This is a genomic window from Pseudomonas sp. PA1(2017) (genome assembly GCF_001945375.1).
In the GTDB taxonomy this organism is placed as follows: Bacteria; Pseudomonadota; Gammaproteobacteria; order Pseudomonadales; family Pseudomonadaceae; genus Aquipseudomonas.
Window position 1 is genome coordinate 1 of record NZ_MSXU01000016.1, and the last position, 20,719, is coordinate 20,719.

The following is a 20,719-nucleotide window of genomic DNA, read 5'->3' on the forward strand; positions in this document are numbered from 1 at the left end:
CCATTCCCTGCGTCCTGCGCCTAACCGGAGGCCATTTCTCGCGGCAACGCGGCTCGCGCTGAAACGGGAACAGACCCTCGATGCACTGTTTCTCGAAGTCGCCCCGGAGAACGTCAGGGCCGTGCAGTTCTACCGCCGGCACGGTTTCGAATTCCTGGATGAGTGGGAACCGATCGACAGCCACCCGCATATTCTCGCGCAGAGCATGCGCTGGGGCTGCAAGTAACGATTGGTGAAAGGACGAGGCATCCGGAACGGTGGCCTCGTTTATTCGATCAGCCGAAGATCAGCGTCGAGACGTAGAACAGGCCGGCGGCCAGGGCCATGGAGGTGGGCAGGGTGAGCACCCAGGCCAGCAGGATGTTGCTGATGGTGCTGCCCTGCAGGCCGCTGCGGTTGGCGACCATGGTGCCGGCCACGCCCGAGGACAACACGTGGGTGGTCGACACCGGCAGGCTGTAGACGTTGGCCAGACCGATGGCGCAGGCCGCGGTGATCTGCGCGCTCATGCCCTGGGCGTAGGTCATGCCCTGTTTACCAATCTTCTCGCCGACGGTTTTTACTACGCGCTTCCAGCCGACCATGGTGCCGATGCCCAGGGCCAGGGCCACGGCGAGGATCACCCAGAAGGGCGCGTACTCGGTGGTGGCGGTCAGGTCCTTGCGCAGCTTGTCGAGGTCGGCTTTCTCGCGCGCCGGCAGGTCCGGCAGCTTGCCGACCTTCTTGGCCGAGTCGTCGAGGCACAGCAGGTAGCGACGGATGTCGATGCGCGCTTCTTCGCTGAGGTCGCGGTAGTCGTTGACGCCATCGAGGGTGCGCAGCAGGCCGTTGATGGTCGGCTCGGTGAGCTTGGGATCGCAACGGAACTGCTTGGGCAGCTCGGTATTGGCAGCCTGGCCCAGGGCCAGGTATTCGCTGAGGGTCGGCGCGTTGCGCTGGTAGAATTCGCCCAGGTGCACGGCCGCATCGCGGGTACGGGAAATCTGGTAGGTGGTGCTGTTCAGGTCCAGCACGAACTTGGCCGGCACGATACCGATCAGCACCAGCATGATCAGCCCGATGCCTTTCTGGCCGTCGTTGGAGCCATGCACGAAGCTCACCGCCATGGCCGAAACGATCAGCACCAGGCGGTTCCAGAACGGCGGCTTGTTCTTGCCCTTGGTTTCCTTGCGCACCACCGGCGTGCTGTGCACCTTGGGCGTCGGCATCCAGTACTTGAGCGCCAGGAACAGCAGGGCGGCGACCACGAAGCCGGCCACCGGCGAGAACACCAGCGACAGGCCGATATCGATCGCCTTCTGCCAGTTCACGCCGTCACCCAGCGGGATGTCGGTGAGCAGCGCGTTGGCCAGGCCGACGCCGAGGATCGAGCCGATCAGGGTGTGCGAGCTGGACGCCGGGATGCCGAAATACCAGGTGCCCAGGTTCCAGGTGATGGCCGCAGCCAGCAGCGAGAACACCATGATCAGGCCGCGACTGGTGTTGACGTTGATCAGCAGCTCCACCGGCAGCAGGTGAACGATGGCATAGGCCACGCCGACGCCGCCCAGCAGCACGCCGAGGAAGTTGAAGATGCCGGACATGACCACCGCCAGGTTTGGCGGCATGGCCTTGGTGTAGATGACCGTGGCCACGGCGTTGGCCGTGTCGTGGAAACCGTTGATGAATTCGAAGGTGAGGACGAAGAGCAGGGCGAGTGCGAGGCTCAGCGCCAACCAGGCATCAAGCCCGCTGAATAGTTCGAACATGGAAGGTTACGTCTGGCTCGTGAGAGAGGTGGGTTGTTCCAGGCAGCGCGTGGTGTTGTTGATCGATGCGGTGCCTGGTAGCTGCCGGCCCTGGTGAAGGGCCGGGCAGCCTGCGTTGCGGTCGGCGGTCGTAGGGTGAGCGCTGAAGCGGTTTGCCATGCCTGCGATGCTCTCTACCCGTGGAATGCCAAGGCACGCCACCAGGCAATGCCCGGCAGCGTGCAGTCGGTTCGCGGGTGGCGTCTGCGAGGGCCGAACGGTGCCTGGGGCGGGCTGAATCTGCCCGTGACCAAAGTTTTTTCCGTTGCATGCCCAGGCGCGAATCACGCCACCTGAAATATCTGGACGCGATTTACCTCGAAAAACGCTCCGGACACAACTAGTGGCGCATAAAGAATCCGTATTTTTTGATCTGCGCCGGGGTGTTCCAGGCGGCCGTCCGATGGCTGGGCTGCGTCTAGATCATGCGTTTGAGCACGTTGTCGCGGCGCGCGAAGTGGTGCCAGAGCGCAGCGGCGACATGCAGGGCGATCACGTAGTAGAACGCGGTGCCGACGGTGATGTGCAGGTCCTCGATGCGGTGGGCGAGGTGCGGGTTCAGCTCGAAGGGTGAGGGCAGCATCAGCCCGCCGAGGGGAATACCGCCGCGTTCTAGAAACACCACCAGCATGCCCAACGCCGGTTGCAGCAGCAGGAAGGCGTACAGAGCAACGTGGGTGATCCTGGAGGCTAGGTGGGTCAGCGGGGCGAGCGGCGGCACGATTGCCGGTGTCGGGTTGGCGAAGCGTGCCAGCAGGCGAGGCAACACCAGGGCGAATACCGCGATGCCTACCCAGAAGTGGCCCTGCACCACGAATAGCCGCGGATCGCTGCCTCTTTCGAACCAGCTGCGGCTGGTGATCAGGATGTAGGCCAGCACCACCAGGACGGCCATCAGCCAGTGCAGCCGGCGGCTGGCGGCGCTGTAGCGGGGCGGCGTCCGAGCGGCGTCGCGATGGGGGGTGCCGGTACTGCTCATGGTGACCTCTCGGGATTACGATTGGAAAAAAATCAGGATTCGTCGTGGGGCGCACAGGGCAGCACCAGGGTGGCCTGCAGGCCGCCGTCCGGGTGATTGCTCAGGGCGATACTGCCGCCCAGGTGGCTGGCGATCATCTCCACGATGGACAGGCCCAGGCCCGCGCCGCCAGGGTTGTCGCGGCTGTAGAAGCGCTCGAACAGGCGCTCGATCTTCTGTTCGTCGATGCCCGGCCCGTGGTCACGCACGCTGAGGCAGACCTGCTGTCGCTCGTCGGTCTCCAGCCTCACCTCCACCTCCACCTCGGCGCCTGCGGGCGAGAAGTTGGCGGCGTTGGTGACCAGGTTCTGCAGAGCGATTTCGACCAGTTGCGCATCGCCGTGGATCAGGTGGCGGCCGGGCTTCACCTCCAGGGCCAGCTCCAGGCCCTTGCCGAGCATCCAGGGCGTCAGCTCTACCAGGGCCTCGCGTACGGTGATTTCCAGGTCGACGGGTTGCCAGGCCTGGCGAGCGACCTGCGGCTCGACCCTGGCCAGGGTCAGCAGCTGGTTGACCACCCGGGTCAGTCGATCGACGCCGCCAACCAGATGATTCAGGGCTTTGTCGCGTGGCTCGGCTTGCGTGGCCTGCAGGGCGTTCTGGGCATGGATGCGCAGGGTCGCCAGAGGTGTGCGCATTTCGTGGGCAGCGTCGCCGATGAAGCGTCGCTCGCGTTGCAGCAACTGCTCGATCTGCGACAACAGGCGATTGAGCGCTGCCTGCATCGGTTCCAGCTCCCTGGGCAATGGGGTGAGCTCCAAGGGTTCCAGCGAGCCGCCATGACGCTTGCGGATGATCTGCGCCATGTTCTGCAAGGGCCGCAGGCCCCAGCCGATGGCCAGCCAGATCAGCGCCGACAGCACGACGATGCCGATCAGGTTGGGAATCAGCGTGTGGCGCACGATGCGATTGACCAGGTCCTGGCGCACGTCCTCGCGCTCGCCCACCCAGATCAGCAGGCCGTGGCGGTCATCGGGCAGCAGGAAGCCGTGCCAGTTGACGTCGTACAGGGTCTGGTCGGAGAAGCCGGGGGTGATCGGCGGCCGCTCGAAGCTCGGCGCGCTGGAGGAACGGATCAGACTGTGGCCCTCCTTGTCCCACACCTGAAAGGCCATCTTGCCCTCGTAGGGGTGGCCGATGCGGTGGCTGCCGGCCTGGCTCAATGCGGCGTTGAAGGCGCGGTAGAGCGCCTGGCGCTGCTCGTCCGGCAGCTTCGCCTGGATGGCACCCTGCAGCAGCCGGGCGCTCTGGGCCAACTGGGCGTCGTAGATCTCGCCGATTTCGTGGCGGCTGTCATGAAAGTTGTAGCCGCTGATGGTCAGGGTGCCGAGCAGCAACAGGCCCAGCACCAGCACCAGGGTGCGGCGACGCAACGAAGTCATCTCAGGTCTCCACCAGATAGCCGATGCCGCGCACGGTCCTGATCAGCTCGCTGAACAGTTTCTTGCGCAAGTGGGAGATGTGCACTTCCAGGGTGTTGCTTTCCGCTTCTTCGTCCCAGCCGTAGAGCAGCTGCACCAGGCGCTCGCGGGTGAACACCTTGCCCGGATGGGCGAGCAGTTCGTGGAGCAGCAGGTATTCCTTCGGCGTCAGGGGCACCGGGTTGCCGGCGTAATGCACCTGCTGGTTGGTCGGGTCGAGGGTGATGCCGGCGTGTTCGATCAACGCCCGCCCACGACCGGCGCTGCGGCGCAGCAGGGCACGGATACGCGCCTTGAGTTCGTTGAGGTCGAACGGCTTGGCCAGATAGTCGTCGGCACCGGCATCCAGGCCGGCGACGCGGTCGCGGGTTTCGTCCCGCGCGGTAAGTACCAGCACCGGCAGGTGCGAGCCGCTCTTGCGCAGCTGTTGCAGCACCCCGATGCCGCTCAGGCGCGGCAGGCCCAGGTCGAGTACCAGCAGGTCGAAGGTTTCGCTGAGCAGGGCGTGCACCGCGCTGGCGCCGTCGTGCAGCCAGTCGACGGTGTAACCCTCGGCTTGCAGGCCCGCGCGCAGGCCTTCGCCGAGCGGCAGGTCGTCCTCCACCAGAAGCAGTCGCATGGGTGTCCTCGGTCAGGTGGTGGCGATCAGTCGAGCTTGTGCTCGACTTGCTCCAGTAAAGCAGCGATCTCGCGCTGGCGACCCTTGTCGGCGAGCTCGCGACCGGGGCGTGGCGCTGCCTGGCGGGCCTTGAGCAGCGCCGCCTTGGCGTCGGCGTACTTGCCCTCGCGGGCCAGATGATCACCCCAGAAATACAGGCTGTCGATGCCGTCCGGGTTGATCAGCAGTGCCTGCCGGAGCAACTCGTCGGCCTTCTGTGCATCGCCGAAGCCGATGGGCCAGCCCGGCACCCGATCATAGAGTGCCGCCAGGCTGGTATAGGCCGAGCCCTGCAAGGCGTCGGGGTCGAGCTGCAGGGCCTTTTCCAGGTCGCTGCGCGATTGCTTGGCCTTGCCCAGCGCACCGAGGCCGCCCTGGGCTCCGGCCCAGCTGCTGGTGACGATGCCTTTCCAGATCCACGCCTCGGCGGCTTTCGGCTGGGCCTGGGTGAAGGCCTCGGCTTGCCCGGCCAGCTTCTCGAATTCGGCGACCTTGTGGTCGTCTGCGGTGGCGTACTGAATCTGCGCCCAGCGTTGCTGAATGTCTTGCAGCTGCTGGGTGCCGGCGGCGTCCAGCGCCCAGGCGCCGGGTTTGCATGCCCAGGGCGGCGAGGGCCAGGGCGAGGTGAACCAGGGTCTTTTTCATCGGGGTGGCATCTCGGTGGAGTGAATGATGCGATGGATGATCGGCAGTTGCTTGCGGATCGCCCGGTCGACGAGGCCGGGCAACAGGCCGTTGAGGCGCACCAGAATTTTTTCCGGCCAGCCCAGGTACAGCTCGGCGAGGTTGCGCTCGATGGCGCCGGTCACCTGCCACGCCACGCGCTGGGGCTCGTCGACGCGGCTGTTGAGGGCCTCGTTGAGGGCCATGGCGGCGCTGCTGTTCATGCTGGTGCGGGTCGCCCGCGGGGCTACATAGAGCACGTCCACTGCGGTATCGGCCAGCTCGCGGCGCAGGGCTTCGGAGAAGCCGCGCAGGGCGAACTTGCTGGCGCAGTACACCGCGTAGCCCGGGTAGCCGATCGAGCCGTAGGTCGAGCCGACGTTGACGATCAGCGCGTGGGGCTGCTTGCGCAGGGTCGGCAGCAGGGCGCGGGTCAGCTGCAGGGTGGCGACCAGGTTGACGGCCAGAAGGTCGTCGATCTGCCGGTCATCGACCTGCTCGAACAGGGCGAAGCGGTTGACTCCGGCGGCGTTGAGCAGCAGGTTGATGCCGCCCAGGCGCCGCGCCGCATCGAGCACGGCGTAGCGGCCGGCGGCATCACGCAGGTCGGCCTCCACCCGATGGATGCGTTGCGGGTAGAGGCGCTGCAGGGCCTCGAGTGCCTGGGGCTGGCGCGTCACGGCGATCACCTGAGCGCCCTCGGCGCATAGCTGTTCGGCCAGCGCCTGGCCGATGCCGCCGCTGGCGCCCGTAAGCACTACCCGGCAGTCAGACAGCCGCATGGCGGGTCTCTCGCTGGGCCGGCTCGAGGCGCGGCAGGCCGCGGAACATGTCGGCGTAGAGCTGATAGACCACCTTGCTGGCGTGAATCACCGCCTGCTGGTCGGCGGGCTCGTCGAGACGGTCCATCAGGCCGCGGTAGGTATTCATGTGGCCGACATCCAGCGAACCGTGGGATGCCAGGTAACTGAACGCGGTGGGCGGCAGTTGCAGGCCTTCGCGGATGGCTTCGGAAGCCTGGGTGGCCAGGGCGATGCTGGTACCTTCGAGCACGTTGACCATGCCGAAAAGACCGACCGGATTGCCGCGGGCGATCAGATCGTAGAGAAAGCTCACCATCAGCTCGATGGGCAACGACGGCTGGCCGTCGCGCACGCTGTCGGCATCGCCGCCGCAGGCGCGGATGTCATCGAGAATCCACTGCTCGTGGCCGTATTCCTCCTCGATGTACTCGCACACTGCGCCACGCAGCCATTCCAGCCGTGCCGGCAGGCGCGCGCCACAGGCCATCATCAGCGGCACGGTGTGGCGCACGTGGTAGTAGGCCTGGGTCAGGAAGGCGCGATAAGCCTCCAGGCTGACCTGGCCGGCCAGCGCATCGCGGATCACCGGCGTGGCGTACAGCGCCTGGCGTTCACGGGCGGTGGCTTGTTGCAATTCGTCGAAGAAACTCATGGCTGCTCCTTGGGGGCAACGGGGGTTGAAAAGCGATGGGCATAGCGGGCCAGGATGGCCACGCGGCGCAGGCGACCGTTGCTGGTGAGCAGGCCGTTGGCCGCGGTGAAGGGTTCGGCCAGGCGTTGCCACTGGTGCACCCGGGCGTAGTCGGGCAGCTCGATGTTGGCCCAGGCAACGCTGTGCTTCAGGGCCTCGTCGCTGCACTCGGGGTCGACCGGCCAGAGCAGGGCGATGTTGTGATCCATGGCCTCGCCGTGCACGAAGGCCTGGGCGATCACCCCGCGCTGGGTGAGTTCGGCCTCGACCCAGTCGGGGTTGACGTTGCGGCCGAAGCTGGTGGTGAACTGGTGTTTCTTGCGGCCCTTGAGAAACAGATAACCGTCGGCGTCGAGCAGGCCGATATCGCCGGTGGCCAGCCAGTCGCCGGCCAATGGTGCCTCGCCCAGGTAACCCAGCAGCGCCGAGCCACGCACCCACACTTCACCGTCATCGGCGATGCGCAGCTGCACGTGGGGCAGGGGGCGACCGACGCTGCCAGGGCGGTTGTACGCCGGGGTGTTGAGGCACACCACCGAGGCGCATTCGGACAGCCCGTAACCCTGGTACACCGGCAGGTTGAGCTGCGCGGCACGTTCGAGCAGCTCATCGCTGACCCGCGCGCCGCCGACGGCGACGAAATGAAATTGCCCGGCATCCAGCTGGCCGTGTTCGAGGGCGGTGATCAGGCCGAGCAACAATTGCGGCACCAGGATCAGGCTCTGCGCCTGCTGGCGCACCAGTTGGCCGAGCAGCCGCGGCCAGTCGACCCGCGTGGCGCCTTCGATGCCCAGGCTCGGCTGGGGCAGCAGGGTGACGCTGGCGCCGGCCAGCAGGGCCGCGTATACACCCAGGTTTTCCAGCAGTACCGCCAGCGGCAGCAGCGCCAGGTAATTACGTGGCGCGGCCGTTCGGCTGGCGGCGTGCAGCTCCCTGGCCACGCGCAGCAGGGCTTCGGCGCTCAGGCACACGCCTTTGGGCGCGCCGGTGGTGCCCGAGGTGTAGGTGACCTTGGCGGTGCCGCTCGGCAACGGCTCGCCCGCCGAGGGCTCGCGCATCCAGAAACCACCGGCCTGGCGAAAGCCCGCTGCGCCCAGTCGTTCGGCCAGGGGCGCGTCGCTCAGCAGCAAGTCGACGCCGCTTTGCTCCAGGCAATGGGCGGTCTGCGCCCAGGTGAAGAACGGCGGCAGGGTCACGCAGGGAATGCCGGCGAATAGCGCGGCCAGGTCCCAGAGCAGCATCTGCGGGCCGTTGTCCATGATCAGTGCGAAGGTTCTGCCGGGCTGGGCGAGCAGCAGCGCCTTGCGTGTTTCGATCTCGCTCCACAGTTGCCCGTAGTCGATGCTTTCGGTCTCGTCGCGCAGCGCCGGGCGCGATGGTTGGCGATGAGCATGTAGCAGCAACAGCGCCTTGAAATCATTCAGCTCAGGCAGCATGGCTGTGCTCCAGGGAGGCCGGCAGGCCCAGGCGCGCGGCCATGCCACTGACCTGCAGATGGGCCAGACCGGCGCGGATGCTGCCGGCGAACACCTGCGGGCGCCCGGCGTAGTAGCGGCCCCAATTGTGCTGTTCGCTGCCCAGGCGCTGCGGATCGGCATCACCGAGCAGCAGCGGGTTGAGACCCAGGCGCTGGAAACTGTTGATCAGCGAGGCGGCACCGGTGAACACCACCCAGTCGAGTTTGCGGTGGGCCAGCAGCCAGGTCATCACCACGATGATCAGCCGTGCGCTGCCGCCACTGCGAGCCGCCAGGTTGCCGACCTCGACGATCTGCCGGCGCTCCACCGTGCTGCCGGCGAGCCGGGACACCACGCGCTCGACCGGCTGTTGCAGGTATTGCTCGAGAAACAGCGCGCCGCTGTCGGCGGTGCGCACACCGGCGGCAGCGCAGAACGCGCCGTGCGGGTCGCGCAGGGCCAGCAGGGTAGGCATGAAATGGCGTATATCGGCCTGGTGGACGTTGGCGAAGCACTCGCGAACGAACCACTCCAGTGGTTCACGATCGGCGTGTTGTTGCGGCACCAGCGCCAGCGACAGATCACGCCCGGCGTGGGGGCCGATAGGCAGGGGAAAGGCAAGGTTCCATTCGGTATCGATCATCGGTGGTGCTCCAGCGACCAGGCGGTGGAGACACTATCGAGGCGCAACCTTAATGAAGTCTGAAGGCCATCACGGCGACGCGCGCATGCCCTCGAAGATCAGGCGTGTGGTGTTGCGCACGTTGGCTGCGTGGGCCTGGCGGTCCATCCGGTCGTTGGCGGTCAGACGCAGCAGTTGCAGGTGGGAATAATCGTTGAGCAGAAAGGCAGCCAGTTCGACATCCAGATCGGCGCGCAGCTTGCCGGTCTCCTGCAACTCGCGCAATACATTGGCGATCTCGCCCTGCAGGCCGCGGTTCGTCTGCCGGTAAGCCTCGGGCAGGCCCGTGTCGCCGCCGACCAGCACCAGCGGCAGCAGCTCGCGCCAGAGTGCGGCGGGCAGCACTTCGAGGGCATAGCTGACCAGCAGGTGTTCCAGATGGCAAAGCGCATCGACCGGGTCGTCGAACTCGCGGATGCGTTGGCGTACATCCACCAGGGCGCGGCGATCGGACTCCTTGATCATCTCCAGGATGATCTCGTGCTTGCTGCCGAAATACTTGAACACCGTGGGCGCCGAGACGCCTGCATCACGGGCGATCTGCTCGACCGTGGTCTCGCGGAAGCCCTGTCGCTGAAAAAGTGCCACGGCCGCTGCCGAAATGGCCGTGCGGCGTAATTCCTTCTGGCGCTCGCGTAATCCGCTCACCGTCGCTCCTGGGCATTTATGAGATGGGGCCATCATAGCTGGCCAGGTTTTCTTGGGAAAATATTTTATTGACTAAAGAAATTAATAGGATTAATTATTTGCTCGTACCTGCTTCACGCAGGGCCACTTCCAGGATCCGTCACATGAACCAGATTCTCGACCGCTCCCTGGTTTCCCGTCATACGGAAGTCAGCGAGATGTACGACAGACAAGAACAAGAACCCGTACTGATGCAGGGTTTCCCTGCCGAGCCCGAAAAGCGTGTGACCTGGGCCAACTGGATGTCGCCACCCTTCAACCGTTGGGGCTTTCGCAATCTGGCGCGTCTGCGCCCGAGCATCGACGTCGCCGCCGGCTCGCGGCCCAGCTCAGTGCTGGCCCACGCTCCGGTGGAAGTCGAAGGCCTGAGTTTCGAAAGTGTCTGCGGTCGTACCGTGCAGGTGCGAGACCACCTCAAGGCCAGCAAGACCGACAGCTTTCTGGTGCTGCACAGGGGGCGTGTGGTCTACGAGAACTACTTCAACGGTCAGGTCGCCAGCGACCGGCACATCATGTTCTCGGTCACCAAGTCGCTGATCGGCGTGCTCGGTGAGCAACTGATCCACGACGGCCTGCTTGACGCCAACGCCCAGACCCAGCACTACGTGCCGGAGCTGGCCGGCAGCGCCTTTGGCGACGCCACCGTGCGCCAGCTATTCGACATGGCGGTAGGCGTTCACTACAGCGAGATCTACGACGACCCGAGTTCGGAAAGCTCCCAATACGGTTACGCCTGTGGCTTCAAACCGGCGCTGCCCGAATATGCCCAGTACGCGTCGCTGTATCAGTACCTGCCTTCCTTGCGCAAACGCTGCGAGCACGGCGGCCTGTTCCACTACGTCACGGCCACCACCGAGGTGCTGGCCTGGGTGATGGAGCGCGCCAGCGGTGTGGCCTGCGCCGAGCAGTTGCAGGCGGTATGGCAACAGCTAGGCTGCGAGCGCGACGGCTACTTCATGGCCGATCCCTGGGGTCGCAGCGTCGCCGGTGCCGGCTTCAATGCCACGTTGCGCGACATGGGACGCTTCGGCCTGATGCTCGGCAACGGCGGGATGGTCGACGGTCGGCAGGTCATCGATAAACAGGTGATCGAAGCGATCGCGGCCGGCGCCGATCCGGCAGTCTACGGCGTGCACAAGGACTTCTCCGAGTGGACGCCGGGCGCTTCTTACCGCAGCCAGTGGTACGTCTTCAACGATCACAGCCCAGCCATCATGGCCGCTGGCATCCATGGCCAGTACCTGTTCGTCGATTGCGCCTCGGACGTGGTGATCGTCAAGCAGTCGTCGCTGCCCGAAGCGGTCACCGAACTGGATATCGACACCGTGCGCATGCTGCGAGCGATCACCGCCCATCTGCACGGCTGAATCAACCATTACAAGATTCAAGAGCGCCGGTTCGCCAGTGCTCCTGCCTGCTGCGTCAGGTATTCGGTGGTCGCTTTCGGCCACCGCTCACTGCCCTGTAATACAAGAAAAATACACAGGAGCTTCATATGTACACGTCCAAGCGCTTTCCCTGCGTGTTGCTCGCACTCGGCTTTCCGCTGGCCAGCCAATCGGCCCTGGCGGGCTATCAGTTCGAGCACGATAACCTCAAAGGCGAACTCAACCTGACGGTTGGTGGCGCCTCCGTCACCACCCGCGGCGTCAACTTCGGTGCCGGTCGTATCGACGCCCGTAACGGCGAAAACGACGGCACCAAGATCGGCTGGCAGGAGTTCTACTTCAAGCCTGGTATCACCCTCGACTACTCGCTCAGCGACACCGTCAGCCTGCTCGCCGGCGGCTCGGTGGTCGGCGCCACCACCTTTGGCGACGGTGACGCCGGCGGCACTTCGCGCAGCTCCGATGGTCGGGTGACCACCGAAGAACTCTACGCCGGCGTGCGAGCGGGCGACTGGAGGTTCACCGCTGGCCGGCAGAACTACATCATCGGCAGCGGCTTCATCGTCATGGACGGCAACCTCGATCTGCTCGACGACGGCGCCTACTGGCTCGGCCCGCGCACCGCCTTCAAGGACTCGGCCATCCTGGCCTGGAGCCATGGCCCGGTGCAGGCGCAAGCGTTCACCCTGCGCACCGACGACCACTATGGCGACTACCGCATGAACGGCGCCAACCTGGACTACGACCTCGACGGCCAGGTGACGCTCGGCGCCATGGCCATGGAAGTCGACACCCTGGCCAGCACACGCAGCAACGCCGTGCGCCGCGACGGCATGCAGGTCTTCAACCTGCGCGCCTTGAGCGGCCACCTGCCGGGCGTGCCGAACCTGACCCTCAATGGCGAGTACGCCGTGCAGCGCGGCGGCGACGGCTCCCTCAAGTACGACGCCAAGGCCTGGTACGCCCAGGCCGACTACCAGTTCCAGGCGCTACCCTTCACCCCCACGCTCGGCTATCGCTATGCGGTGTTCTCCGGTGACGACGACCTGGGCGACAACACCCAGAAAGCCTGGGACCCGCTCAGCAAGGGCTTCGTGGACTGGAGCACCTGGCTGGTCGGTGACGTGGTGGGCAACTACCTGTTGTTCAACAGCAACGAGCGGGTTCAGCAGTTCTCCATCAAGAACCGCCTCACCGATACCCTCACACTGGGCGCCATCCACTATCAGTTCTGGCTCGACGAAAAGAACTTCCGCGGCGCCGCGGTGGACGACCGCCGCTTCGCCGACGAGACCGTGGTGTATCTCGACTGGACGCCCAACGAGCGTTTCTACAGCTCGCTCTCGTACAACTGGGTGCAGGCCAAGTCGGCGGCCAGGCAGGCGTTTGGCGACGACGATCAATTCAGCGCCCTTGAACTGTATTTCACCTACCGCTACTGAAACCGAGCCACAGACGCCCCTCGGGGCGCAGGAGTGCGTGATGACGACGACAGCGCAAACCGGGCTCGGCGTGCCGACCCTGGAATGGGTGATGAGTATCCATGTGGCGATCGCCCCGGGCGATGGATTGGGCACCTGCCCGGATGGCCAACGCAGCAACTACCGGATACGCGGTGGCCATTTCGAAGGCCTGGAGGTGCGCGGCGAGGTGATCGCCGGCGGCGCCGATTTCTATCTTCAGCGCAGCGACGGCGTGGGTGAGCTGGATGCTCGATACAGCCTGCTGAGCGACCGCGGTGAGTGGATCAACATCCACAACACCGGCCTGATCGTGCTCAGCGACAAGGGCCGCGAGCTGGAAGCGCAGGGCATCTGGCCCATTCCCGAGCAGGAGTACCGATGCAGTTGCTCACCGCGTTTTCAGGTGGCGAGCGGACGGCTCGACTGGCTGACCCGCAGCGTGATGATCGGCAAGGTGATCTACCCCACTGCGGAGCAGGTCGCCATTCACTGCTATCGGCTCACCTGACCAGCTTTCCTTATCGGCATTGATGAATTTCACTGAAGCGGCAGGCCACCCCGTGGCCGAGCCGGCGGGTAACGACCATGAACATCGCTAATCAAACCGTAGTGCGTGCCGCGTGCATCTTCATTGCCGCGGCCTCGATTCTCGTCATCGGCGTGCAGCCGATCTTCATCGGCCTGCTGACCGAGCGCCTGGCACTGACGCTGACCCAGCAGAGCTGGACCATGTCCGCCGAGATGTGCGGCTCCATCGTCGGCACACTGTTGTACGTGCCGATGCTGCGCTTTCTCGGCCCACGCACCATCGCCCTGAGCACGGCGCTCCTGCTGCTGGTCGCCAACGCCGCCACTGCCGGTATCAGCGGGCTCGACACGCTGCTGGTGCTGCGCTGCATCTCGGGCATTTGCTCGGGCATCCTGTATTCCTACGCCATCTATTGCCTGGGCCGCATGAACGGGCCGGATCGCTCCTTCGGCATCCTGCTGTTCGTGCAGACCGGCCTGTTCGCCAGCAGCGCGGTGATTCTGCCGATGATCGCCGAGTGGAAGGGCTTCGCGGGGGCGATTTACTACCTGGCCGCCTGGTTCCTGTTGGTCTGCCTGGTGTGCTTCTGCCTGCCGGTCAGGCAGCGTTTGGAGGATCGCCAGGTATCCAGCGAGCCGCTGCTGTCCGGACTGCCCCTGATCGGAGTCTGCTCCTTGCTCGGCATGCTGTTCCTGCAACTGTCGATCTACTCGCTGTGGGGCTTCGTCGAGGGCATCGCCAGCGAGGCGGGCGTCGCGCCGGTGGACATCGGCTGGGCGATCAGCATCGGCTTGCTCGGCGGCTTGCCTGGCGCGGCGCTGCCCAGTGTGGCAGGGCGGCACCTGGGCCGCGTGCCAATGATCCTCACTGGTTCGCTGGCCGTGCTGGGCGCCATCTATATGCTGGCCACGCGCATCCATACGGCGTCCGATCTGATGATCGCGGTGTTTCTGATGAACTTCGGCTGGAACCTGGCGCTGTCCTACTACATGTCCTCTGTGGTGACCCACGACCCGGCCGGCCGCCTGACCAAGCTGGTCGGCGTGGTGCAGGTGGCATCGGCCGCCGCGGCGCCGACCCTGCTGAGCCTGTTCATCGAGGGTAATGACCGGCACAGCATCTTCGTGCTGTCCGCGGGGGCGATCCTGATCGGCTGCGTGCTGGTGGTCATCATGCTGATCTTCGGGCGGCGCAGCCTGCACGGTAAACCGCTGAACTCCTCGGCCTGAAACAGGCGCTAAACAAGCCTGCCAGCAGCGGCTGAACGGGACCGGTATCCTTACGGTTTTTTCCGAAAAGGGAGCGTGCAGATGGCGATGAAAACGGAACAGGGCATCTTGCGCGGCTCGATCGCCATGACCCTGCTGGTGGGCGGCTTGGGAATCGTCATCGGCCTGGCATCCGGATCGTTCTCCATCGTTTTCGATGGCGTCTACTCCCTGGCCGACGCCAGCATGAGCGGCCTGGCTCTGGTGGTCTCCACCCTGATTCTCCGGCACACCACGCAAAACGAGGCCAGCCGCCGCCTGGCCGAGCGTTTCAACATGGGCTTCTGGCACCTGGAGCCCATGGTACTGGCGCTCAACGGCACGCTCTTGTGCGGGGTGGCGGCCTACGCGCTGATCAACGCCGTGGCCAACCTGCTGTCCGGCGGCACGCCGCTGGAGTTCGGCCTGGCCTCGCTGTATGCCGGGGCCGCCACACTGATCTGCTTCGCATTCGCCAGCTACGAATTTCGCGCCAACCGGCGCATCCGTTCGGATTTTCTCGCCCTGGATGCCAAAGGCTGGGTGATGTCCGGGTGCATTTCCCTGGCCCTTCTGATCGCCTTCGCCGTCGGCTACCTGACCGAGCAGACGCGCTACGCCTGGCTCGGCCCTTACATTGACCCGGCGGTGCTGGCGCTGATCTGCCTGGTGATCCTGCCGATGCCGCTGGCGACCATACGCCAGGCGCTGTCGGACATCCTGCTGGCCACCCCGCCGGATCTCAAACAGCATGTCGACGCCGTGGCCCAGGACATCGTCGAGCAGTACGGCTTCATCAGCTACCAGGCTTATGTCGCGCGGATTGGCCGCGCCCGGCAGATCGAGTTGTACTTCATCGTGCCGGTCGACTGGCCGGCGCAAACCCTCGACGAATGGGACGCCGTGCGCGACGTCATCGGCCAGGCCATCGGCGACGAAGGCCCCAACCGCTGGCTGACCATCGCCTTCACCACGGACCCGCAGTGGTCGCGCTGAGGAGGGCGGCGCAACGGATGCCTTGACGTCGCCCGGGTTATCGAGCCACGAGCTTTTTAGCGCCCGACGGTTTACCGTATCGCCTGCCTGGCAGCGGCACGGAGAACGGCGACATGGGCAAATCGACAGGCCGCAGCGATTGGTTGCTGCGCAGCCCTGATCAGGGGCGGGTGGAGCGCATCGAGGCGTATTTCAGCGGCCATGGGTACGACCCTCATCGCCATGACGCTTACGCCATCGGTTGCACGCTGTCCGGTGTGCAGAGTTTTCGTTACCGGCGCGCCATGCGTCACAGCCTGCCCGGCGGCACTTTGGTGCTGCACCCGGATGAGCTCCACGACGGCATGGCCGGCACCGACGCCGGCTTTCATTACCGCATGCTGTACATCGACCCCGTGCTGATCCAGCAGGTATTGGGCGGCCAGCCGCTGCCGTTCATTCAGGGTGGTTTGAGCGATGACGTACGCCTGCGCCGGGCGACGCAGCGCTTCCTGCAGACAATGGACGACCCGCTGGAATCCTTGCAGGAAGACGACGCGATCTACGACCTGGCCCATGCCCTGCAGGCGGTTGCCGGCAAGCCCCGTGGCCGCCGCGCCTTCGATTACCCCGCCACGCAGCGGGCGCGCGATTACATCCACAGCCGCAACGGCGCGAGCGTGACCCTGGACGAGCTGGAGCGCGTCAGCGGGCGGGATCGCTGGAGCCTGTCGCGGGATTTTCGTGCCCTGTTCGGTACCAGCCCCTATCGCTACGTGACCATGCGCCGCCTGGCGCGCTGCCGTGAACTGGCCCTGTCGGGTGTCGGCCTGGCCGATGCGGCGCTGATTGCCGGGTTCTTCGACCAGAGCCACATGACCCGGCATTTCGTGGCCAGCTTCGGCTTGGCCCCGGCGCGCTGGCTGGCCATGCAGAAGTTGCAGGATCGTACAAGATAGCGCCTGGGGCGCCTCGCTAGAGTGGTGAAAACCAACCGAGGAACGCTCCATGAACCCGCCAGTTTCGTCTGCCAAACAATCCATCAACCTGATCCGCAAGTTCGACCTGATCGCCGAGCAATGGTCGCCGCGGGTGGTCGCGGAAATGAACGACTACCAGTTCAAGGTTGCGCGCCTGCAGGGCGATTTCATCTGGCACGCCCACGCCGAGACCGACGAAGCTTTTCTGGTGCTCGACGGCCAGTTGCGCCTGGATTTTCGCGACGGTTCGGTAACCCTGGGCAGCGGCGAGCTGTACGTGGTGCCCAGGGGCGTGGAGCACAAACCCTATGCCGAGGATGAGGTGAAGTTGCTGCTGATCGAGCCGCGCGGCGTGCTGAACACCGGGGCGGAGGGTGGGGAACGTACGGCGATCAATGATCTGTGGATCTGACGGCCGGGTTGGCGCTCCTGCGAGCGCCAACCCTTGGCACGCGTGTCAGGTGCCGCTTTTCACCTTGGTCCAGATCCGTGTGCGGATGCGGTCGATGTTTAGCGGCATGGCCTCCAAGGCGTAGAGCTTTTCCATGACGTCATCGGGTGGGTAGACGGTGGTGTCGGCCTTGAGCGCCGGGTCGACCAGCGCGTCGGCCTGGCTGTTGCCATTGGCGTAATGCACGTAATCGCTGATGCCGGCAATTACCTTTGGCTCGAGCAGGTAGTTCATGAAGGCGTAGGCGGCCTTTTCGTTGGGCGCGTCCTTTGGCATGGAGACCATGTCGAACCACATCGGCGCGCCTTCCTTGGGGATCACGTAGGCGATGTTCACGCCGTTGCCGGCCTCCTTGGCACGGGCGCTGGCCTGCATGATATCGCCGGAGAAACCGACCGCCATGCACACGTCGCCGTTGGCCAGCTCGCCCACGTATTTGGACGAGTGGAAATAGGCGACGTTTTTGCGCATCTCCATCAGCAGCGCTTCGGCCTTCTTGTAATCCTCTGCCTTCTGGCTGTGGTGCGGCAGGCCCAGGTAGTGCAGGGCGATGGGCAGCATTTCCGGGCCGTTGTCGAGAATCGCCACGCCGCATTTGCTCAGCTTGGCCATCAGCTCGGGCTTGAAGATCAAGTCCCAGGAATCCAACGGCACGTCGCTTCCGAGCACGGCCTTGACCTTTTCGACGTTGTAGCCGATGCCGGTACTGCCCCACAGGTAGGGGAAGCCGTGCTTGTTGCCCGGGTCGTTGCCTTCCAGGGCCTTGAGCAGCGTCGGGTTGAGGTTCTTCCAGTTGGGCAGCTGGCTCTTGTCCAGCTCCTTGAGCGCGCCACCCTGAATCTGCCGGGCCATGAAGTGGTTGGAGGGAAACACCACATCGTAACCGGAGCGCCCGGCCATCAGCTTCGCGTCGAGGGTTTCGTTGCTGTCGTAGACGTCGTAGTGGGGCGTGACACCGCTGGCCTGTTGGAAGCTCTTCAGGGTGTCGGGGGCGATGTAGTCGGTCCAGTTGTAGATGCGTACGTCCTGCGCTGCCTGGCTGACCGAGGCGACGAGCATTAGCGGGATGAGCGTTTTCAGCATGGGAGACCTCAACGATTGTTGTCGATGTTTTGGAGGCAGCAGTCAGAAAATCAGTACATAGGTTTTGCGCAGCGTTTCTTGTATGTCCCACACGCCAGTGGTGTTGGCCGGCAACATGAGGGCGTCGCCAGCTTTGATTTCGATGGGATCGCCCACATCGGGGATGAAGGTGCAGCGCCCGGCGATGAAGTGGCAGAACTCCTGCTGCACGATCTGCCGGCGCCAGCGGCCGGGGGTGCATTCCCAGATGCCGGTTTCCACACCATCGTCGCGCTCCACGCAGGTCACCGAGGTGACGGCGGCGGGTTCGCTGAGCGGCACGGCGACCGGGTTGTGTTCATCGAGTGCGACGCTTGCGGTGTCGCGGAAGTGAGTGATGGTCATGGCTTGCAACCTTGGGTTGGGGAGGGGCGTCTACTTCATGAATCCTTCCATCAGACTGGCCACACGCTGCGCCATGCTGCGTTGCCAAGGCCGGCTGGCTGGGTCGGCTAGCAATTTGTCTTCGCGCACGAAGCTGCGGATGATCGCGTTGTAACCCAGCCAGCGGCAGGGCTCCGGCTCCCAGCGCGGCAGGTCCTGCACGCGGGTGTCGTGGCGCACCCAGGGCTGGCGGGTAAGCAGGGTGCGGTGGCCGAGAATCAGGTCGGCGAGGGTGCGCCCTCCGAGGTTGCTGGCGCCCACGCCTTCGCCGCCATAACCGCCGGACAGGGCGATACCGGCGCTGCGGTCGCAGAGCATGTGCGGGTGGAAACGCCGCGCCATACCCAGGTTGCCGCCCCAGGCGTGGGTGATGCGCACGCTGCGCAACTGCGGGAAGAGTTCGCTGAACAGGTAGCGGCGCAGGCCGCGTTCCTCGTCGTTGAGGTTGAAGTCGCTGCGCAGGCGGCTACCGAAGCGATAGCCACCGCGGGCGCCGAAGATCAGTCGGTCGTCGCGGCTGCGCTGGCCATAGGTAACCTGGCGGCTGGCTTCGCTGAACGCCTGGCCGCGCTCCAGGCCGATTTCCGCCCAGGTCGAGGCCGGGAGCGGTTCGGTGGCGACGATCAGGCTCTGCACCGGAATCTGATAGCGACCCAGCGGCGGCAGCTTGGGTGAGTAGCCTTCGACGGCCGGCACCACCCAGTCGGCGCGCACCTCACCAGCCTCGCAGCGCACGCTGCCGGCCTGCCAGCTCAGGGCTGGGGTGCCTTCATAGATGCTCACGCCCATGGCCTCGACGCAGCGCGCCAGACCACGGACCAGGCGGGCCGGCTGGATGGTCGCGCAATGGGGTGTGTGGATGGCCCCGTAGGCACCGGGAATGCGCAGTTGTTGGGCCAACTCCTCGGCGGGCAGCCAGCGGTAATCGTCCTCGTTCAGCCCCTCATCGCGGTAGCCGCGCAGGTACTCGCGCAGGCGCAGCTCCTGCTCCGGGTAGCGGGCCGCGCAGTACAGCACGCCACCCTTGCGGTAATCGCAGTCGATGCCTTCGCGCTCCAGCACCTGGCCGACCTCGTCGGGAATGCCGTGCAGCAGGTCGTAGGATTCCCGTCGTGCCTGCGGGGTGAGGCCGGCGAGCAGACGATCCTCACCAAGCAGGTTGCCCATCAGCCAGCCGCCGTTGCGACCGGAAGCGCCGAAACCGGCGATCTTCGCCTCGAGGATGGCGATGCGCAGATTGGGCGCTTGGCGCTTGAGATAGTAGGCCGTCCACAGGCCGGTGTAACCCGCGCCGATGATGGCCACGTCGACCTGCAGATCGCCGGACAGCGACGGGCGCGGCGTCAGTGGCTCATCGAGTTGATCCATCCACAGGCTGATGTTGCGCCAGTCGTTCATGCACCGCTTCCACACAAGATGTATGGGGCAAGACTAGTGGCCGGCTCAGGTGTTGTCTTGCGTGCGTGCCCGCGCGTAAAGCTCCTTCAGGTAGGCCTTGGGCGTCATCCCGGTATGGCGGCGGAAGGTGCTGTAGAAGGCGGTCAGGGAGTTGAAGCCGGCTTCGAAGACCAACTCGTCCATGCGCCGCAGGTCGTTGCCGGCCTGCAGGCGATCGAGCAGATGCTGCAGGCGCGCCTGGTTGACGTAGCGGTAGAAGCTCTGGCCGAGCACCTGGTTGAGCAGGTAGGAAATCTGGTTGCGGCTGTAGCCGGTGGCACTGGCCACCTGCTGCAGGCTCAGGGCCGGGTCGAGAAAAGGCTGGCGGCGCTGAAAGTAATCCTGCAGGTCCTGGGCCATGAAGCCCAGCTGGCGGGTCGACAGGCCCAGCTTGCTGATTGCCGCACTGCTCTGGATCGGCGCACGCGCATCGGGGCCTTCGTGCACCAGCGAAGCATATTCGTTGACCCGCCAGATCAGCCCGTCGCGCACGGTGATGGCCTCGGCGGTGCGAAACGATACCAGCCCCTCGCCGCCATGTAGCGTGTAGCGGTACTGGATGAACGCGGTATGGCCGTCGATGCGGATGCGGTCGGTATGTTCCAGTGCTTCGTCCGGTTGGCGCGGCATGGTGCCGAGCACGTAGTCGCGCAGCTCGGCCAGGCCCATGCTGCGGTTGAGGAAGAAGTCGTGGTACTCGATCTCGGGGTGATAGAGCGCCATTACTGCGTCCAGGTCGCGGTACTTCCAGCTGTAGTGATAGCGCAGCACGGTTTCGCGGGTGCGCTCGGTCTGGGCGGGGTCGTCGGGAAGTTCAGGCATGCCATTTCTGTCCAGAAGGCTGCGGCCAGCTTGCCCGAATGCACCAGCCACCTC

At 65.1% G+C, this 20,719-nt stretch carries 21 protein-coding genes and 1 pseudogene; 8 read left to right on the forward strand and 14 right to left on the reverse strand.

Annotation, left to right across the window (positions count from 1 at the left end; genetic code table 11):
• Nucleotides 1-226, forward strand: a pseudogene (locus BVH01_RS23445) (hypothetical protein); the annotation flags it as partial.
• 49 nt (nt 227-275) lie between these two features.
• Here the strand turns inward: BVH01_RS23445 and BVH01_RS23450 are convergent.
• The 10 genes from BVH01_RS23450 to BVH01_RS23495 form a co-directional block, all read right to left on the reverse strand.
• Entirely contained in the window at nt 276-1,748 is a 1,473-nt protein-coding gene (locus BVH01_RS23450; RefSeq protein WP_075932637.1) for an inorganic phosphate transporter, read from the reverse strand.
• A 457-nt stretch (nt 1,749-2,205) separates the two neighbouring features.
• Nucleotides 2,206-2,766 (reverse strand): cytochrome b, encoded by a 561-nt coding sequence (locus BVH01_RS23455; RefSeq protein WP_075932638.1) that lies wholly within the window; start codon nt 2,764-2,766, stop codon nt 2,206-2,208.
• A gap of 32 nt (nt 2,767-2,798) precedes the next feature.
• Nucleotides 2,799-4,187 carry a sensor histidine kinase gene (locus BVH01_RS23460; RefSeq protein ID WP_075932639.1) on the reverse strand — a complete coding sequence of 463 codons (1,389 nt, stop codon included), beginning with the start codon at nt 4,185-4,187 and terminating at the stop codon, nt 2,799-2,801.
• Between the two features lies 1 nt (nt 4,188).
• Nucleotides 4,189-4,845 carry a response regulator transcription factor gene (locus BVH01_RS23465; RefSeq protein ID WP_075932640.1) on the reverse strand — a complete coding sequence of 219 codons (657 nt, stop codon included), beginning with the start codon at nt 4,843-4,845 and terminating at the stop codon, nt 4,189-4,191.
• 26 nt (nt 4,846-4,871) lie between these two features.
• The gene (locus BVH01_RS25370; protein WP_139317906.1) at nt 4,872-5,459 is read right to left on the reverse strand and encodes a hypothetical protein; all 588 of its coding nucleotides are present in this window, start codon (nt 5,457-5,459) and stop codon (nt 4,872-4,874) included.
• 66 nt (nt 5,460-5,525) lie between these two features.
• Nucleotides 5,526-6,329, reverse strand: coding sequence for an SDR family oxidoreductase (locus BVH01_RS23475; protein ID WP_075932641.1), 804 nt, complete (start codon nt 6,327-6,329; stop codon nt 5,526-5,528).
• Nucleotides 6,316-7,002, reverse strand: coding sequence for a TenA family transcriptional regulator (locus tag BVH01_RS23480; RefSeq protein WP_075932642.1), 687 nt, complete (start codon nt 7,000-7,002; stop codon nt 6,316-6,318). The genes BVH01_RS23475 and BVH01_RS23480 overlap by 14 nt, the downstream gene beginning before the upstream one ends.
• Nucleotides 6,999-8,477 (reverse strand): AMP-binding protein, encoded by a 1,479-nt coding sequence (locus tag BVH01_RS23485; protein WP_075932643.1) that lies wholly within the window; start codon nt 8,475-8,477, stop codon nt 6,999-7,001. The genes BVH01_RS23480 and BVH01_RS23485 overlap by 4 nt, the downstream gene beginning before the upstream one ends.
• The gene (locus BVH01_RS23490; protein WP_075932644.1) at nt 8,467-9,141 is read right to left on the reverse strand and encodes a thermostable hemolysin; all 675 of its coding nucleotides are present in this window, start codon (nt 9,139-9,141) and stop codon (nt 8,467-8,469) included. Before BVH01_RS23490 ends, BVH01_RS23485 begins: the two co-directional genes overlap by 11 nt.
• A 69-nt stretch (nt 9,142-9,210) precedes the next feature.
• Nucleotides 9,211-9,828, reverse strand: coding sequence for a TetR/AcrR family transcriptional regulator (locus BVH01_RS23495; RefSeq protein ID WP_075932645.1), 618 nt, complete (start codon nt 9,826-9,828; stop codon nt 9,211-9,213).
• A 143-nt stretch (nt 9,829-9,971) separates the two neighbouring features.
• Here BVH01_RS23495 and BVH01_RS23500 point away from each other — a divergent pair, with 143 nt between their 5' ends.
• From BVH01_RS23500 to BVH01_RS23530, 7 genes are all read left to right on the forward strand, one after another.
• Entirely contained in the window at nt 9,972-11,234 is a 1,263-nt protein-coding gene (locus tag BVH01_RS23500) for a serine hydrolase (RefSeq protein ID WP_075932646.1), read from the forward strand.
• A 128-nt stretch (nt 11,235-11,362) separates the two neighbouring features.
• A complete protein-coding gene (locus BVH01_RS23505) occupies nt 11,363-12,697 on the forward strand; it encodes an alginate export family protein (RefSeq protein WP_075932647.1) in 1,335 nt (444 codons plus the stop codon).
• Between the two features lie 40 nt (nt 12,698-12,737).
• Nucleotides 12,738-13,226, forward strand: coding sequence for a DUF3237 domain-containing protein (locus BVH01_RS23510; RefSeq protein ID WP_075932648.1), 489 nt, complete (start codon nt 12,738-12,740; stop codon nt 13,224-13,226).
• Between the two features lie 77 nt (nt 13,227-13,303).
• Nucleotides 13,304-14,476: an MFS transporter gene (locus BVH01_RS23515; protein WP_075932649.1), complete on the forward strand. Its 1,173-nt coding sequence runs from the start codon at nt 13,304-13,306 to the stop codon at nt 14,474-14,476.
• A gap of 87 nt (nt 14,477-14,563) precedes the next feature.
• Nucleotides 14,564-15,490, forward strand: coding sequence for a cation diffusion facilitator family transporter (locus tag BVH01_RS23520; RefSeq protein ID WP_075932713.1), 927 nt, complete (start codon nt 14,564-14,566; stop codon nt 15,488-15,490).
• 113 nt (nt 15,491-15,603) lie between these two features.
• A complete protein-coding gene (locus tag BVH01_RS23525; protein ID WP_075932650.1) occupies nt 15,604-16,428 on the forward strand; it encodes an AraC family transcriptional regulator in 825 nt (274 codons plus the stop codon).
• Nucleotides 16,429-16,477: 49 nt separating this feature from the next.
• Nucleotides 16,478-16,861, forward strand: a complete 384-nt coding sequence (locus BVH01_RS23530; RefSeq protein WP_075932651.1) for a cupin domain-containing protein — start codon at nt 16,478-16,480, stop codon at nt 16,859-16,861.
• A 45-nt stretch (nt 16,862-16,906) separates the two neighbouring features.
• Here BVH01_RS23530 and BVH01_RS23535 read toward each other — a convergent pair whose 3' ends face one another.
• From BVH01_RS23535 to BVH01_RS23550, 4 genes are read right to left on the reverse strand one after another with little or no spacing between them, the layout of a single operon-like run.
• Nucleotides 16,907-17,983 carry a polyamine ABC transporter substrate-binding protein gene (locus BVH01_RS23535; RefSeq protein ID WP_075932652.1) on the reverse strand — a complete coding sequence of 359 codons (1,077 nt, stop codon included), beginning with the start codon at nt 17,981-17,983 and terminating at the stop codon, nt 16,907-16,909.
• A gap of 42 nt (nt 17,984-18,025) precedes the next feature.
• Complete coding sequence (locus BVH01_RS23540) at nt 18,026-18,367, reverse strand: cupin domain-containing protein (RefSeq protein WP_075932653.1); 342 nt, start codon at nt 18,365-18,367, stop codon at nt 18,026-18,028.
• Between the two features lie 30 nt (nt 18,368-18,397).
• The gene (locus BVH01_RS23545; protein WP_075932654.1) at nt 18,398-19,804 is read right to left on the reverse strand and encodes an FAD-binding oxidoreductase; all 1,407 of its coding nucleotides are present in this window, start codon (nt 19,802-19,804) and stop codon (nt 18,398-18,400) included.
• A 45-nt stretch (nt 19,805-19,849) separates the two neighbouring features.
• Entirely contained in the window at nt 19,850-20,665 is an 816-nt protein-coding gene (locus BVH01_RS23550) for an AraC family transcriptional regulator (protein ID WP_075932655.1), read from the reverse strand.
• Between the last annotated feature and the right edge of the window lie 54 nt (nt 20,666-20,719).

Excerpts from the sequence above, each read along its gene's own strand:
- BVH01_RS23450 (WP_075932637.1), bottom strand. The coding sequence starts at position 1,748 with ATGTTCGAACTATTCAGCGGGCTTGATGCCTGGTTGGCGCTGAGCCTC.
- BVH01_RS23455 (WP_075932638.1), bottom strand. The coding sequence starts at position 2,766 with ATGAGCAGTACCGGCACCCCCCATCGCGACGCCGCTCGGACGCCGCCC.
- BVH01_RS23530 (WP_075932651.1), top strand. The coding sequence starts at position 16,478 with ATGAACCCGCCAGTTTCGTCTGCCAAACAATCCATCAACCTGATCCGC.
- BVH01_RS23485 (WP_075932643.1), bottom strand. The coding sequence starts at position 8,477 with ATGCTGCCTGAGCTGAATGATTTCAAGGCGCTGTTGCTGCTACATGCT.
- BVH01_RS23510 (WP_075932648.1), top strand. The coding sequence starts at position 12,738 with ATGACGACGACAGCGCAAACCGGGCTCGGCGTGCCGACCCTGGAATGG.
- BVH01_RS23540 (WP_075932653.1), bottom strand. The coding sequence starts at position 18,367 with ATGACCATCACTCACTTCCGCGACACCGCAAGCGTCGCACTCGATGAA.
- BVH01_RS23550 (WP_075932655.1), bottom strand. The coding sequence starts at position 20,665 with ATGCCTGAACTTCCCGACGACCCCGCCCAGACCGAGCGCACCCGCGAA.
- BVH01_RS23515 (WP_075932649.1), top strand. The coding sequence starts at position 13,304 with ATGAACATCGCTAATCAAACCGTAGTGCGTGCCGCGTGCATCTTCATT.
- BVH01_RS23505 (WP_075932647.1), top strand. The coding sequence starts at position 11,363 with ATGTACACGTCCAAGCGCTTTCCCTGCGTGTTGCTCGCACTCGGCTTT.
- BVH01_RS23535 (WP_075932652.1), bottom strand. The coding sequence starts at position 17,983 with ATGCTGAAAACGCTCATCCCGCTAATGCTCGTCGCCTCGGTCAGCCAG.
- BVH01_RS23460 (WP_075932639.1), bottom strand. The coding sequence starts at position 4,187 with ATGACTTCGTTGCGTCGCCGCACCCTGGTGCTGGTGCTGGGCCTGTTG.
- BVH01_RS23500 (WP_075932646.1), top strand. The coding sequence starts at position 9,972 with ATGAACCAGATTCTCGACCGCTCCCTGGTTTCCCGTCATACGGAAGTC.
- BVH01_RS23490 (WP_075932644.1), bottom strand. The coding sequence starts at position 9,141 with ATGATCGATACCGAATGGAACCTTGCCTTTCCCCTGCCTATCGGCCCC.
- BVH01_RS23475 (WP_075932641.1), bottom strand. The coding sequence starts at position 6,329 with ATGCGGCTGTCTGACTGCCGGGTAGTGCTTACGGGCGCCAGCGGCGGC.
- BVH01_RS23525 (WP_075932650.1), top strand. The coding sequence starts at position 15,604 with ATGGGCAAATCGACAGGCCGCAGCGATTGGTTGCTGCGCAGCCCTGAT.
- BVH01_RS23465 (WP_075932640.1), bottom strand. The coding sequence starts at position 4,845 with ATGCGACTGCTTCTGGTGGAGGACGACCTGCCGCTCGGCGAAGGCCTG.
- BVH01_RS23520 (WP_075932713.1), top strand. The coding sequence starts at position 14,564 with ATGAAAACGGAACAGGGCATCTTGCGCGGCTCGATCGCCATGACCCTG.
- BVH01_RS23480 (WP_075932642.1), bottom strand. The coding sequence starts at position 7,002 with ATGAGTTTCTTCGACGAATTGCAACAAGCCACCGCCCGTGAACGCCAG.
- BVH01_RS23545 (WP_075932654.1), bottom strand. The coding sequence starts at position 19,804 with ATGAACGACTGGCGCAACATCAGCCTGTGGATGGATCAACTCGATGAG.